Annotated in this window: 11 protein-coding genes; 9 read left to right on the top strand and 2 right to left on the bottom strand. The window is 52.5% G+C overall.

The annotated features are described in order from the left end of the window. The first annotated feature begins 317 nt into the window (after window positions 1-317). On the top strand, window positions 318-587 hold the full coding sequence (locus FPZ49_RS36800) for an exo-rhamnogalacturonan lyase family protein (protein ID WP_144848587.1): 270 nt from the start codon (window positions 318-320) through the stop codon (window positions 585-587). Further along, window positions 574-699 carry a hypothetical protein gene (locus tag FPZ49_RS36795; protein ID WP_261381447.1) on the top strand — a complete coding sequence of 42 codons (126 nt, stop codon included), beginning with the start codon at window positions 574-576 and terminating at the stop codon, window positions 697-699. The genes FPZ49_RS36800 and FPZ49_RS36795 overlap by 14 nt, the downstream gene beginning before the upstream one ends. Before the next feature lie 57 nt (window positions 700-756). Here the strand turns inward: FPZ49_RS36795 and FPZ49_RS16275 are convergent, their stop codons facing one another. Both FPZ49_RS16275 and FPZ49_RS16270 read right to left on the bottom strand, forming a co-directional pair. Next, window positions 757-1,863: a glycoside hydrolase family 88/105 protein gene (locus tag FPZ49_RS16275; RefSeq protein WP_144848584.1), complete on the bottom strand. Its 1,107-nt coding sequence runs from the start codon at window positions 1,861-1,863 to the stop codon at window positions 757-759. A gap of 218 nt (window positions 1,864-2,081) precedes the next feature. After that, complete coding sequence (locus FPZ49_RS16270; protein ID WP_144848581.1) at window positions 2,082-4,199, bottom strand: GMC family oxidoreductase; 2,118 nt, start codon at window positions 4,197-4,199, stop codon at window positions 2,082-2,084. A gap of 383 nt (window positions 4,200-4,582) precedes the next feature. Between FPZ49_RS16270 and FPZ49_RS16265 the strand changes: the two genes are divergently transcribed. The 7 genes from FPZ49_RS16265 to FPZ49_RS16235 all read left to right on the top strand — a co-directional run bounded on the left by FPZ49_RS16265 (window position 4,583) and on the right by FPZ49_RS16235 (window position 14,464). Further along, window positions 4,583-5,206: a helix-turn-helix domain-containing protein gene (locus tag FPZ49_RS16265; protein ID WP_144848579.1), complete on the top strand. Its 624-nt coding sequence runs from the start codon at window positions 4,583-4,585 to the stop codon at window positions 5,204-5,206. 144 nt (window positions 5,207-5,350) lie between these two features. Next, the gene (locus FPZ49_RS16260) at window positions 5,351-7,600 is read left to right on the top strand and encodes a helix-turn-helix domain-containing protein (RefSeq protein WP_144848576.1); all 2,250 of its coding nucleotides are present in this window, start codon (window positions 5,351-5,353) and stop codon (window positions 7,598-7,600) included. A gap of 382 nt (window positions 7,601-7,982) precedes the next feature. After that, entirely contained in the window at window positions 7,983-8,936 is a 954-nt protein-coding gene (locus FPZ49_RS16255; RefSeq protein ID WP_144848797.1) for an ABC transporter permease, read from the top strand. Window positions 8,937-9,000: 64 nt separating this feature from the next. Continuing rightward, on the top strand, window positions 9,001-9,849 hold the full coding sequence (locus FPZ49_RS16250) for a carbohydrate ABC transporter permease (protein ID WP_144848794.1): 849 nt from the start codon (window positions 9,001-9,003) through the stop codon (window positions 9,847-9,849). A 37-nt stretch (window positions 9,850-9,886) separates the two neighbouring features. Then, complete coding sequence (locus tag FPZ49_RS16245; protein WP_144848573.1) at window positions 9,887-11,485, top strand: extracellular solute-binding protein; 1,599 nt, start codon at window positions 9,887-9,889, stop codon at window positions 11,483-11,485. Window positions 11,486-11,500: 15 nt separating this feature from the next. Next, on the top strand, window positions 11,501-13,009 hold the full coding sequence (gene arfA / locus FPZ49_RS16240) for an arabinosylfuranosidase ArfA (protein WP_144848570.1): 1,509 nt from the start codon (window positions 11,501-11,503) through the stop codon (window positions 13,007-13,009). Between the two features lie 12 nt (window positions 13,010-13,021). Further along, window positions 13,022-14,464 (top strand): sulfatase family protein, encoded by a 1,443-nt coding sequence (locus FPZ49_RS16235; protein ID WP_222429919.1) that lies wholly within the window; start codon window positions 13,022-13,024, stop codon window positions 14,462-14,464. Window positions 14,465-14,500 lie beyond the last annotated feature (36 nt).

Below are 14,500 nucleotides of genomic sequence, written 5' to 3'. Positions count from 1 at the left end.
CCAATACCACAATGAAATTAAGCCGCAGTGTATAGCTGTGGCCTTTTTGTTTTTGACGCATGCTATTGGGACAGGGAATCAAAAAAATGCTAATTCCACAAAAAAGTGCTATCCCAAAATCCTTTATTTGTAAAAATGTCTTATGGTTTTCTAGGAAGCTTTGCACTAATCTGAATGCAGGTAAGCGAATTCCAAATTGTGGAGGTTATGGGATTAACAGCTTAGGGAAAGGCACGCGTTGGAAAGCCGAATGGACGGAGTCGACCGATCTGATAACGGGGACGAGTCTGAAGTCCGCACACTGCTGGATTTATTGGATGATTCGGCTGTATGGGACCATTTTCAAGCTCAGTCAGCTGTCTGCTGATTCGTATTCCATCCGTAAGCGAACCGGTGAAGGATGCTGTTGGGTAAAAGCGGCCGACGAGAGCCGCTTCCCTGTGCGCTTGGTGTGCAATCCTGAATACTATTATGAATGCCGTGCCTTTGGCGTTTGGAGTTTGCCGAATCGGGAGACGGAGCAGAAGCGGTTTATTGAGGAACAGCTGGATGTGCAAAAAAACAGTACCCGCGGTGGAATTTATTAGTGCCTTGGAGGAGCTGCCTTCACCGGCCACCAATGTGATGTCACAGTGGTCATTGAATGCCATCCTCTGCTTGGAATTGATCGGTGAGCCGATAAAGCTGGAGCTTGCATAATAAAAAAGGAGCCGCGCTTTTGGGTGCGCGACTCCTTTTTTGCGTTTCAAGGGGCTCTTAAAGCTCTTTATGAAACAAGGCTTCCGCCAACAGAACGATCGTTAAGGCCTGGCCATAAGCGGTCGGCGCGAAGACGATCTTCTTATAATCTTCCTTCGTCTCGCAGATCGGAGTCCCTGCGGAGACGTTCAACACCGTTCCGTCTTCGGAGATGTTCTTCAGCACGGCGGCGACCGCTTTGCGGCATGGCTCCAGGTAGCTGGAATCCAGCAATCCGAGGCGGATCCCCTTCAAGATGCCCGCGGTGATCGCGGCGGAGCCGGACACCTCGGTATAGCTGTCCTTGTCGTCGAGCAGGGTGTGCCATAAGCCGTTCTCATGCTGCAATTGAAGCAATTTATCGACTTGCGCCTTGTAAGTGCCGAAAATAAGATCGCGGGACTCTTGCGTCATGGAATCCTGCATAATTTCCAAGAACTCAGGAGCGGCGAGGGTGAACCAGCTGTTGCCGCGGCACCAGTGCGCTTCGCTGAAATTGTTTTCATTCGCAAAATCGTAGCCGTGGAAGAACAAGGAATTGCCTGGATTGAAAATCTTCTTGATGTGAAGCGCGAATTGGTACGCCGCCTCGTTCATCCAAGCTGCATTATTATATTTTTTGCCCATTTTGGCGGTAAACAGTACCACCATAAACAACGTGTCGATCCAAATCTCCTGATCGTGAAGGTTCAGCTCAAACTTCGACGTATTGCCGGACGTGACATGCTGAATGCCATTTTCCTTCGTCCGCGGGCACTCGTTCTCCACCCATTGCATCCACTCTAAAGCCAGCTTTTCCACGCTAGGAAGATCCATCAGTGTCAGCAATGGCGCCATTGTATTTACGTTTTTGAGAGGCAAGCCGCGTTCGATCTGATCATTCGCCCACTTTACGAAGAAATCCTGATATTCTTTGGAGCCGTCTGGCTTCGTCAGTTTATTCAGGCCATATAAGCCGATGCCTTGCGGCCAGTCCCATTCGTCCATACCAAAATCACGAGGGAAATAACCCAGCGCTTTTCCTTCGGATTGTAACTGCTGGATCTGGCTTTCGTTATCAGGACGTTTCAGATTTAACAGCTGATTGATGACTTTCTTTAATTCGTGTTGAATCGTTTCCTGCATGGCAGTAACTCCTTTTGTTTATGTTTGAAATTAATGCGTTTACGAATTGGGTATAGCGCTTAACCAAACCAAAACCAATAAAAATAAAGAACTATTAGCCATTTTACCTTCTTTCGTTTTAATAAGCAATGAAAAAGAGGGTAGTACTACGGATTTACAACAACAGGCTGCCGTATCCGGCAGCCTGTTAAACTTACTATTCCAAATTTTTACTTACCTTACGCTTGTTTCACCAAATTCTCTGCCGTGCGGAAAGCCAAGGCCAGAATGGTCAGCACCGGATTTACTCCGCCATTGGTCACGTGGACCGAGCCGTCGCTCACCCACAGATTATCGTACCCGTGCACGCGGCCATGAGGGTCGGTGACGGAAGTCGCAGGATCGCTACCCATGCGCAGTGTTCCTGCTTGGTGCTGTCCGCCGCTAAGCCCGCCGCCCGGCTTGGTTTGCCAGACCTGACGCGCTCCGGCCGCCCAGAGCCAAGTCTCCGCTTGCGCCGCCAGCATGGCCGCGGTGCGAAGGGACTCGGGATGGACACTGCCCGAGAGCTGGGCCACGGGAATCCCGAAGCGGTCCTTGACGGTAGGCGAGAGGCGCACTCTCGATTCCGGGTTCGGGATATCCTGGATCGGCCCGTACACATGGCTGGTGCGCAGGAATCCGTCGCGCATCAAATCCTTGCCCGCTCTGCCCCAACGCGCGGCATCGGGCGGGAGCGCCCGGTTCCAATGAATGAGCGGCAGTCGCGTGAATTCGTTGGCCAGCATCCCGCCCCCGATAATCCCGTCACCATTATCGTGGGCGAAGCGGAAGGTGGCGATGCTTACCCCGGGACCAAGGCCGTCTTGAACCGGGTCATCCATAAGGGCATAGGCCCCCGTATATACATGACCCTGAAGATTTCTGCCTACGTGTCCGTTCCGATTGCCGATCCCGTTTGGTTCAGCATCGCTAGCGGAGTTAAGCAGCAGACGCGCGCTTTCAATCGCTCCGGCGGCAACCACCACGTGCTCGGCCCGTACCTGACGACGCTGGATCGTGCCGCCTACCTCATGCACAAGGCGTACCCCAGTGGCATGCTTGCCGTCCACGGTATCGATGCGCTCCACCATGGTGTCGCAAACCAGGTGGCAATTCCCCGTACGAAGCGCTCTCACCAGCATCGTATTGTGACCGCCATTCTTGCTGTTGGTTGGACAGGCGAAGCCGACACACTGACCACAGCGTCCACAGGCCGGTCGGCCATCACGCTCAACTGAGTTGATCAGCAGCGGAACAGGTCCTGTGTCCCAGCCCAACCTGGCGGCCGCTTGCGCCAATCGCGCCGCTTCCTGCGTCCTCGAGAGTGCTGGCATCGGATAGGGGCTTCGCCGGAAGCCTCGCGAGAGATGGGCATTGCCGTCACCCGACACGCCGACTTCCCACTCCGCCCGCTCGTAATAAGGCTCCAGATCCTCATAGCTGATCGGCCAATCACTAAGCGAGCTCCCGTCTGGAACACCATACTTGGTAGCCATCCGGAAATCATTCGAATGAAATCGCCACGCTTGCGCGCCGTAGACTCGCGTGCCGCCGCCAACTGTCATGGCATTGTTATGGTAGTCTCCCTCAAACGGAGCCGTGATTCGTTCCTTACCATCCGCTAGCAGAAACGTACGAGGGTTGCCTTCCAAGCTGGGCCCCGTGTTATGGCCGTACTTGCTAAAGCGGTGGTTGCTGGCGTGATCGCTTCCCACCTCAGCGTACCGAAGCCAGCTGCCGCGCTCAACGACGAGCACGTGAAGCCCAGCTTCGGCCAGCAGCGCTGCCGCTACCGAGCCGCCTGCACCAGCTCCTATGACGATCGCGTCATACCGATCCCGGAGCTGATTGAAGTCACGCTGCGGCAGCTCGTCTTCTTGGACCGGCTCCTGCTCACCGGAGACCGGACCAGGACGAAACCCCAGCATCGACCATGACTTCGCCTCGCGATTGCCGCCGGCACTCGGGCTTCCGTAATAGCCTTCGATAACGAAATTTAGAAGGGTGGTAAAAAAAAGCTTCTGCGATACCGGGAAGCTCGGAAGCCGATCTTGCTCCAAGTCACGCAATAGGGCGTCCTGTTCATTCGTCGACAACGCCACGAACAGCTGTCGGTTGTAAGCGGTTGCTTTTTCATCCAATGCGCGAACGCCGGGTACGATCAACTGCTCCCAGGTAACAGCATCCTCGCTTGAGCGGCGCTTCAGGTAGTCCAGTACGCCACCTTGGGTTGCCGATGGCCAGGCATCTTCCGGGATCAGCCGCTCGAGGACGGCCTCCAAGGTCGGGCGCATTTCATCAAAACGGGACGACATAGACGGTTTCTCCTTTACGAGTGATTCCTCTGCAAACAGCTTATGGGGGAGGAAGGATAAGGTTCTAACGCTAGTCTACCACAGATTTAACTGCTTGTTTGACGCTTTTTTTTGCGATCCGCCCCCGATTACAGCAGTATGCTAAATTTAATCTGCAGCAATTTATCACCCGAAGTAATTTCGGTTAACCCATCTTAAAAAATGATTACAGCCCAACATTAAGGATCGATTACCCAAGTTAAAACCTAGTCATTTCCGTTGCTCGAGAACCATGTAATATCAGGAGTAGCGAAGTGGAGCAAAGCTACTTAAACCTTACCGACCACTGGAATGAGCCATCCTTTCGCTAATGTGCATTCCATTTCAAGGAGGTAAACAGAGGTATGAGCAACATTAGGGGGAAAAAATGGTTGACCATCGGGACGGCGGGCATGCTGTCCCTCGCGGTGCTTGCTGCAGGCTGCAGCTCCACATCTACACCCGCTTCCACGACGACGACAGACAAGAAGCCAACGGATCAGCCCAAAGCTGCAGCAGAACCACCCAAATTGCAATCGCTTACTTATTGGGTGCCTCTAGCCAGCAACGTGGCTGCCACGCTCAAGAGCTTCGGCGACATGACGGTTACCTTTGAAGAGATGAAGGTAAGAACCCGGGCATGGTTCTTGACGCTCGGCCATTATCTGAATGAAAGCTGCATCCGCAACAGCCCGAAGCTCTCGGAGCATATTATCAAATTCATCGAGCAGTATTACGGCAACGAGATGCTAAGCCTGACGATGATCGCAGAGCCTTTTCAATTGACCCCGCCGTATTTGTCAGGGCTGTTCAAGAAACAGACCGGGATGAATTTAACGGATTACTTGACACGATTGCGCATCGATGAGGCGAAGAAGCTGATGACGGATAAAAAGCTGACCTTTACGCAAATTGCGAATAAAGTCGGCTATACCAGCGATATCGGGTTTATTCGGGTGTTTAAGAAACGGTCACAAAGACATGTGTGAAAACGCTTCCAAATCTTGTGATAAATCGCATATATGCTCCCAACACCCCATGATTTAAATTAAAATAACGGCATCTAGGGGTAATTACAGCAAAGCATATGATAAAATAGGACGTATATTCAACTTAGGACGGGAGCGAACACCATGAAGGGTCGAAGCTTATTTTACAAATATTTGCTTTCCTACCTGCTGATCGGCTCCATTCCCGTAATTGCGCTTGGCTGTATTTTGTATATCAATTCGGTAGGCCAATTTCAGAAGGAAATCACGAGCTTCCATACCGAAAAGCTTAATCAAGCACAGCTAAATATGGATAACAGCATCTCGAGTTTGCTCAAGGTGGCGCTGCAAATTTCGATGGACAGCAAGCTATCGCCGTATTCTATCAACGAAGGCTACCGAGCGATTGAGACAACCACCCAAATTAAGAAGTACAAAGAAGGAAATCCGCTGATCCGGGAAATTTTCTTGTATTACCGCAATTCCGATATGCTTCATACCTCCTCGGGGAGCTTTTCCACGGATTCGTTTAAGGAATATATGTTCAATGATTTCGGTTGGAATAAGCTGTATTTCCTTGACCAGTTGAATGCGGCGGATACGCTGCGGTTTGAAAGCCCGGTGACGGACGACCAGCAAGGCGCGTTTACCGGCCGGAATACGATTGCGATGTTCATTCCGATTCCGATGTATTCGTCAGCCCCTACAGGCGTGGTGGCGATTGCTTTGCAAGCCTCGATGCTGACCGATACCGTTCAACAAGTAGTCGGCAACTCGAACAGCGATACGTTTATCCTCGATGACGAAGGGAAGTTTCTGGCCGTGGACAACCGGGGCATCCAGATCCCTCAGGAGCAGCTGTCCGCCTTGATTCGTCAATATCAGAAGCCGGGGATTTATGATTTTGAGTATCACCAAACCCCTTATTCCTATCTCGTTACCCGTTCGGAGAAGACGCATTGGAGCCTCATATCCATCGTCCCGAAAAACGAATTATTTCATAGCGTGAACAATCTGCGCTACTTTATGATTATCATTTTTGCCGCTGTCGCCTTGATTGCCGTCTCCGGTGCGGTCTATTTGAGCCGCCGGAATTACGCTCCGGTGAGGAAGCTGCTGTACAATATCTCCACGCTGGTTCGTCCAGGAGATGCAGCAGAGCAGCCGGTCGGCGAATGGGAAGTGATTCAACACACGGTGAGCCGAACGATCGAGACGAATCGGCAGCTGGCCTCCAAGCTGGATGAACAAGGGCCGCTCATCAAGGAGCTATGGTATTCCAGGCTGCTGGATGGAACCCCTCTGGAAGAGGAGGAGCTTCTGGAGGTCCAACGACTGACGGGCTGGAAAGGGAAAAAGTTTGTCGTCGCCTATCTCCACTTCAGAGGGCGCAGCGAGCTGGAGCCTGGAGCCAAGGAAGCGCTGGCTGCCATGTATGAGACGCTGACCTTTGCCGGCGGGCAGGGCTGCGGGGTGGAGCTGCATCAAGAGGATGCCATCGCCCTGATCGTCAGTCTGGAGAATGTGACGGAAGGGAAGAGGATGCTCGCACAGAAGCTGCTCGAGCTGAATGAGCTGGCTAGCTCCAAGTACCTGGTCCAGCCGATCATTGGGATTGGCGGGATCTATGAGCGGGTATCCGATATTCATCGCTCGTTTATCGAGGCCAAAGGCGTTATTCAATCGTTTCCGCATCAGGATGGCGCGCGGGCCATCTTTTTCGATGAGTATTTCACGATCTCTCAGGAGCAGTTCTGGTATCCGCTGGAGGAGCAGGTGCGGTTGTCGCAATGTCTCATTCATGGTGACGTAGCGCTGGCGGAGGAATCCATTCGGCAGCTGTTCGCCAAAATCGCCATCATGGATCATTCCCTTGAGATGGTACGCTGCATCTATTACGACATTATTAATATGGTGATCAAGACGGTCAATCAGCTGCACGCGCCCAATCTCCAAGAGGAGATCCGCAGGCTGCTGCAGTTTCATACCGCGGAGCAGCTGGAGAGCCGGCTGTTGTCCCTATGCCGCAAATTGTGCGAGCATGCGCTGCAAACGAAAAGCATGAAAAATGAGACGCTCATCGCGCAGATCGTAGCGTATATAGAAGAGCACTGCTGTGACGCCGCCTTGTCGCTGGAAGCGGTAGCCGAGCATTTTGGGATGACCACGTCTTATCTAAGTAAAATGTTTAAGCAGGAAACGAACCAGACCTTTACCGAGCATCTGAAGCAGTTCAGACTGAAGGAATTCAAGAAAGGGCTCGTGGAAACAAATAAGAGCATTAAAGATTTGGTTGTGGAAATCGGCTACTGGGATGTTCCGAGCTTCTCCAGAATGTTCAAACAAGCGGAGGGGATGACCCCCGGGGATTATCGAAAGCTGCATACGGGGTGATGAGTGAAGAGAGGCAGTCTATGGCGTGAAGCCGTGGATTGCTTTTTTTTACATGTGACACCTGCAGGACAGGGGGCAGCAAAGCGAATAATCCGCGTTGGTGGCGGAAATGTGGAGTGCAGGTCCTGTCGAGCGCGGAAAATCTGCTTTGCAGGTGGATGTGGGCGGCGCTGAGGAGCTCGAACGCGGGTTTTCCTCGTTGCAGATCTGGCTCTGCTGAGTACGTACCTATTAAATGTTTTTTTTGGCATGGAGGTGTGCTTAGCATAATTGAAAGCGTTTGCAATGGCTGGTTTGTATCGCATATTTACCATGGTGCTTCGAATTCGGCATAATACAATCAAGCTTTCGACCAAACCGCAAGGAGGTGAACAATTTGTCAATGAATCAATCTATCATGAATCAGGGGACGAACAGGGAAGCAGCAGCTGCGCGCCGCTCGGGCTGGAGAGCCTACACACGCAATTACGATTTATATCTCATGCTGGTCCCTGTCTTGGCGTACTATGTGATTTTTCAGCTGCAGCCCATTTACGGACTTCAGATTGCCTTCAAGGATTTCTCAGCCTCGCTGGGCATCTGGGGCAGTCCTTGGGTCGGCTTTGCTCATTTCGAACGGTTTTTCTCATCGTACTATTTTGGACGGCTGCTGACGAACACGATTGAAATCAGCCTGTACGCGCTGGCGGTGGGCTTCCCCATGCCGATCATACTGGCGCTGCTGCTGAACGAGATTCATCTGCTGAAGCTCAAGAAGTTCATTCAAAACATCACGTATTTCCCGCATTTCGTCTCTGTCATTGTGGTAGCGGGAATGATCAATGCATTTACTTCGCCTGATGGATTTATTAATACGATCGTATCGTGGTTCGGCGGGGAAAAAGCAAGCTTCTTGACGAATCCGGCTTATTTTAAAACGATCTATGTGATCTCGAACGTTTGGCAGCATACTGGCTGGTCTGCGATCATTTATATCGCGGCGCTGGCTTCGATTAATCCAGAGCTGTACGAAGCGGCCACTATTGACGGGGCAAGCCGGTGGAAGAAAATCCTGTACGTATCGATCCCGGGCATTTTTTCCACGATCGTCGTCCTGTTTATTTTGCAGATCGGTAGCCTGCTGGATGTCGGCTTTCAAAAAATATTGCTGCTCCAAAATCCGCTTAATCTGGAGGCGAGTGATGTCATCTCCACTTATGTGTACCGCACGGGGATTCTGCAGGGCAACTACAGCTTGTCTACGGCAGTCGGTCTTTTCAATACGCTGATTAACGTTACTTTGCTGGTTACATCCAATGCGGTCATTAAGCGTCTGACAAACCATAGTCTGTGGTAGTGCGATACCAGTTGTAGGAGGTGTGAATGTGCAGGGCAGAAAGCTGGATACGGATTACTGGTTTATGATTCTGTTGTATCTCTTGGTCGGATGCATCACCTTGTTTGTGCTGCTTCCGCTGTTGAATGTGCTCAGCAGCTCCTTCAGCAGCCCGGCTTTGGTGGCGGAGGGAAAAATCTTATTTTGGCCCCAGCATTGGACGCTGCAGTCGTATGAACGCGTATTTACGAACCAGAGCTTCTGGACCGGCTACGGCAATACTTTGCTTTATACGGTGCTGGGCACGAGTATTAATGTCATTCTCACCGTGCTGGCGGCGTATCCGCTGTCCAGAACCGATTTGAAGGGGGGCAAGCTCATCCTCGGTGTGCTGATCTTCACGATGTATTTTCAGGGCGGCATGATTCCGACTTATCTCGTGGTAAAGCAGCTGGGGATGGTCAATACGGTGTGGGCTATGGTGCTGCCGGGTGCCATTAGTACGTTCAATTTGATTGTGATGCGCACTTACTTTATGAACACGCTGCCGAAGGAGCTGCAGGAGTCGGCGTTTATCGATGGGTGCAGCAATGGCCGGTACCTCTGGAGTGTGGTGCTGCCGGTGTGTAAGCCCATTCTGGCGGTGATCGCGCTGTACTATTCGGTGAACCATTGGAACGATTTTTTCCAAGCCTTGATTTACCTGTCTGATGCCAAAAAATATCCCCTGCAGCTCGTCCTGCGAGACATTCTGATTTCCTCGAAGGTAGACGATTTTGCCACCTTGGATGCAGGCTTCTCAGACCGTTTGTTTCAGGGGGAGGGCATCAAATATGCGATCATTACCGTTGCGAGCTTGCCGATGCTTTTGTTTTATCCGTTTATGCAGCGGTATTTTGTGAAAGGAGCTTTAGTGGGGTCTGTTAAAGGTTGAGAGATGATGTAAAATAAGCCTTAGGGAGGTCATAGAAATGAAGAAGATGCCCAAACAATGCCTGACCGTTTCTGCCATGGTTCTGCTGTCGGCGGGGCTGCTCGGCTGCCAGCAGGGAGGGGCTCCGGAGGCGAAGCCTTCGGCTAACGCTTCAACCGTGAGTCCGACCGGATTTCCAGTGGTGAAGGAAAAGGTCACGCTGAAAGGGTTTGCCCGTAAGGATGCCCAGCTCGGCGACTATGCCCAAATGGCCTTATGGAAGCAAATCGAGGAGAAGACGAACATTCACGTAGATTGGGTCACGCCCGCCCTGCAGGATGCGACGGAGAAGGTGAATTTGGCGATTGCCAGCGGCGACCTGCCGGACTTTTTTATCAAAGGTGTTATTCCACAGGAAGATGTCATCAAATACGGCTCCCAAGGCATTTTGCTCCCGCTTGAGAAGCTGATCGACAGCTATGCCCCGAATTTGAAGGCCATTCTGGATAAGAAGCCCGAACTGCGAGCCTCGATCACCTCGCCGGATGGTCACATTTATACGCTGCCTCGGATCGTCGATTACGGACTGCTCGGCGTGCCCCGGTTCCCGATGCTCAACATGACTTGGACAAGCAAAGTCGGGATGCAGCCTCCCAAGACAAGCGACGAGCTGTATCAACTCCTGAAAGCGTTTAAGGAGAAGGATCCGAACGGCAGCGGCACCGCAGACGAAATCCCGTATTCGGCACATAACCTAGATTGGGCGATGCGCGGTCTGGAAGGGATGTTCGGATTAGAGCGCAATCTCGATTACTACACGAATGTGGACAGCAGCAATAAGGTTCATATTTGGGTTACGGACGACAAGTATAAGCAGCTGCTCCAGTACGCTCACAAGCTGTACGCGGAGGGCTTGATGGATAAGGAAATTTTCACGCAGACGGATCAGCTGTATTTCGGTAAGCTGGCGGCGAACCGGGTCGGCTTCACCCCGCTGCTAACGTCTCAGAATGCAGGGAAGTTTGCGAACGATTACAAAGGCATTACGCCGATCAAAGGGCCGGGCGGAGACCAGCTGTGGAATATGCGTCAAGATACGAACGCCGGCGGTGCGAAAGCAGCGATTACGAAGGCCAACAAAAATCCGGAAGCGACCATGCGGCTTCTCGATTATTTCTATAGCGATGAGGGAGCGACGCTGCAGTACATGGGCGGTCAAGAAGGGGATACGTACACGAAGTCGGCTGACGGGTCGCTTCATTACAAGCCGGAGCTTTTGAAAAGTTCGAAAGGCTTTGCCGTAGAGATCGGTGCCCGGACGATCTGGCCTGGGGGCATGGAGCCAGGCTACTACACCGAAAAGCAGCTGGCACCGATGATGGAAGGGACGACGAGACCGGCAGATTTTAATACGGTCAAGGACTATGTCACTAAAAACTATCATGCCATGCCGCTGCTGTCCAAGGAAAAGCAGGATCAGATGACAGCGCTTCGAACCGATATTGATACTTTCTTAAAGGAAATGCAGGCGAAATTCATTCTTGGCGACGCTTCCTTTGACACTTGGGGGAAATATACCGAAACGCTGAAGAAAATGGGGATCGACAAGCTGGAAGCCCAGTATCAGGATGCGATGAATACGCTAGTTAAAAAATAGTGGGGAGTGGTGACAATGGCTGTTCAACGGGGAAAAGCGGTGATCGACCGGGACTATACGATCTCCCGGATCGATCCTCGCATCTATGGAGGATTTATTGAGCATATGGGTCGCTGCGTCTATGGCGGCATCTATGATCCTAAGCATGCAGAAGCGGATGCGAGCGGCTTCCGGCAGGATGTGCTGGCTATGGTTCAGGAGCTTCAGGTTCCGATGATCCGCTATCCTGGCGGCAACTTTGTCTCAGGCTTTCGCTGGGAGGACAGCGTCGGTCCGAAGGCAGAGCGTCCGGTACGTATGGACGCGGCTTGGAAGAGCATTGAGCCCAACGAAGTCGGGTTGAACGAATTTCACGGCTGGGCGGATCGGGCCGGTTCGGAGGTTATGATGGCCGTCAACCTCGGCACCCGAGGCGTGGAAGCTGCAGCTCAGCTGCTGGAGTACTGCAATGTGAAGGGCGGCACCGCCTTCAGTGAGCTTAGGAAGAAGCATGGCCGGACGGAGCCGTATGATTACAAGGTATGGTGCCTCGGCAACGAGATGGACGGTCCGTGGCAGATATGCAACAAGTCGGCGGAGGAATACGGGGTACTGGCCCGAGAAACCGCCAAGGTAATGAAGCGGATCGATCCATCGATTGAGCTGGTGGCCTGCGGGAGCTCTAGTATGAACCTTCCAACGTTCCCACAGTGGGATGCGACGGTGATGGAGCTGATCTACGAGCAAGCCGATTATCTCTCGGTGCATTTGTACATCGACAACAAAGAGGACGACCTGGACAATTACTTGCTCAAAGGGATCCAGATGGACCGGTATATTGAATCCATCACGGCCACCTGTGACTATGTGAAAGCGAAAAAGCGCTCGAGTAAGGTGATGAACCTTTCCTTTGACGAGTGGAATGTGGTACCCGGCAATTGGAAAAAGAACGACGTCGAGCCTTGGACGTTTGCGCCTGCACTGTGCGAGGGCAATTACTCGATGGCCGATGCCGTCGTGTTCGGCAATATGATCATTTCGCTGCTCAAGCACAGCGATCGCGTCAAAATCGCCTGCTTAGCCCAGCTCGTTAATGTTTTTGGTCCGGTCATGACCTCTTCGGATGGAACGGCTTGGAAGCAATCGGTGTATTACCCGTATTTGCATGCGTCACTCTTTGGGCGAGGCATTGCGATGAACGTTCAGGCAGAGGTTCCGGCTGTGACCACGCAGCATTTTACGGATGCGCCTATGCTCGATTCTGTGGCGGTCATGGATGAGCAAACGGGGGACCTGACGATCTTCGCGGTGAACCGAAGCAGCTCGGACGCGTTGGAGCTGTCTCTGGAGCTTCGGGGCTTCGGGGGGGAGTACACTTTGTGCGAGCGCTTAGTGATGAAGCATGAGGATGGCGGTGCGTACAATTCGTCTACAGATCAGACCCGCGTAGTTCCCGAGCAGCTGGAGACGGTTGCTGTGAACCATAGCTTTTGCACAGTCGAATTGGAACCGATGTCATGGAACGTTCTGCGTTTTAGAGCATAGGAGATGATGGGGATGAAGCCAAATATTCTTTGGATTTGTACGGATCAGCAGCGCACGGATACACTGCACTGCTACGGGAACTCGATCGTCGACACAGCGAATATTGACCGGCTGGCTGAGATGGGAGTCTTGTTCGAGCAAGCCTATTGCCAAAGTCCGGTTTGTACGCCGAGCCGGGCCAGCTTCATGACAGGCCGCTATTCGCGAACAACCAGGTGCAGACAGAACGGACAGAAAATTCCGGACGACGAAAAGCTGGTGTCCAAACTGTTCGCCGAGCAAGGGTATGTTTGCGGATTAGCCGGGAAGCTGCATTTGGCTCCATGTCATCCGGATATTTGCAAGGGGGTAGAGGAGCGCATCGATGACGGTTACCACGCGTTTCATTGGTCTCATGCGGTTGGCGGCCACGCTTGGGCACTCGATGATTACTTGCAGTGGCTGGAAAAGAAGGGAGCTACTCTAAAACGCGAACCCATTCCTGGCGTCCGGCAGACGTTCTATGGCAACGATCCGGAGAATCGGCAGGGGACATGGTGCACCGATGAAGCGATCTCGTTCATCCGCGCCAACCGAAGACATGGCAATCCGTGGTTTTTCTCCGTCAATTATTTCGATCCCCATCATCCGTTTGATCCGCCCAAGGAGCTGATGGAGAAGTATATGGCGTTGGGCGAGCAGATCCCGCTGCCGAATTACATTGAAGGTGAGCTGGACAACAAGCCGCGGTATCAGCGCATTGATAGCGAGAATGCGTATAATTTTAACGCGATGTTCCGGTATCGGGAAATGTCGGAGCTGGAGCATCGAGCTGCACGCGCATCCCAATGGGCGATGGTGGAGCATTTGGACACCCAGGTAGGTCGGCTGTTGGATGAGCTCGAGCAGTCCGGTGAGCTGGACAATACGATCATCATTTTCATGTCCGATCATGGGGAAATGCTGGGCGATCACGGCATTTACTGGAAGGGTCCCTACTTCTACGAAGAGCTGGTGCGCGTACCGCTTATGATCGCTTGGCCTGGAAAAGTGGCTGGTGGGCGGCGCAGCAAGGCATTGGTCGAGCTAGTTGACCTGGCCCCGACGCTGCTGGAGGCTTCAAGCCTGCCGCTGTACCCTGGTATTCAGGGACGCTCCTTGTGGTCCCTGCTAACAGGGGAGACGGAGTTGAATAAGCACAGGGACAGCGTCTACTGTGAGTATTATAACGCCCAGCCGTGGCATCCGGAGCTGCCGCCGCAATGCACGATGGTGTTCGACGGCCGGTATAAGCTGGTTCGCGTCCATTCTGCGGGTGAGGGCGAGCTGTACGATCTGCTGCTGGACCCGAAGGAGCACCGCAATTTATATCATTATCCGTACTACGGGAAGGAAAAGCTTCGCTTGCTGGAGCTGCTGACCGATCGCATGGCATGGACGGTAGACCCGCTGCCCGAGCGGCTGGCGGAGTGGTAGGTTTGTGCAAGCACACAATGTTCGTACGCTTACCCT

This window comes from Paenibacillus cremeus (assembly GCF_007786445.1).
GTDB lineage: Bacteria > Bacillota > Bacilli > Paenibacillales > NBRC-103111 > Paenibacillus_G > Paenibacillus_G cremeus.
The sequence above is the reverse complement of the archived record's forward strand: the minus strand, read 5'-3'. Positions and strand labels throughout refer to the sequence as shown.

What these genes read in the sequence shown, in the direction of transcription:
- FPZ49_RS36800 (WP_144848587.1), top strand. Translation starts at nt 318, where the DNA reads ATGATTCGGCTGTATGGGACCATTTTCAAGCTCAGTCAGCTGTCTGCT.
- FPZ49_RS16275 (WP_144848584.1), bottom strand. Translation starts at nt 1,863, where the DNA reads ATGCAGGAAACGATTCAACACGAATTAAAGAAAGTCATCAATCAGCTG.
- FPZ49_RS16270 (WP_144848581.1), bottom strand. Translation starts at nt 4,199, where the DNA reads ATGTCGTCCCGTTTTGATGAAATGCGCCCGACCTTGGAGGCCGTCCTC.
- FPZ49_RS16265 (WP_144848579.1), top strand. Translation starts at nt 4,583, where the DNA reads ATGAGCAACATTAGGGGGAAAAAATGGTTGACCATCGGGACGGCGGGC.
- FPZ49_RS16260 (WP_144848576.1), top strand. Translation starts at nt 5,351, where the DNA reads ATGAAGGGTCGAAGCTTATTTTACAAATATTTGCTTTCCTACCTGCTG.
- FPZ49_RS16255 (WP_144848797.1), top strand. Translation starts at nt 7,983, where the DNA reads ATGAATCAATCTATCATGAATCAGGGGACGAACAGGGAAGCAGCAGCT.
- FPZ49_RS16250 (WP_144848794.1), top strand. Translation starts at nt 9,001, where the DNA reads ATGATTCTGTTGTATCTCTTGGTCGGATGCATCACCTTGTTTGTGCTG.
- FPZ49_RS16245 (WP_144848573.1), top strand. Translation starts at nt 9,887, where the DNA reads ATGAAGAAGATGCCCAAACAATGCCTGACCGTTTCTGCCATGGTTCTG.
- arfA (WP_144848570.1), top strand. Translation starts at nt 11,501, where the DNA reads ATGGCTGTTCAACGGGGAAAAGCGGTGATCGACCGGGACTATACGATC.
- FPZ49_RS16235 (WP_222429919.1), top strand. Translation starts at nt 13,022, where the DNA reads ATGAAGCCAAATATTCTTTGGATTTGTACGGATCAGCAGCGCACGGAT.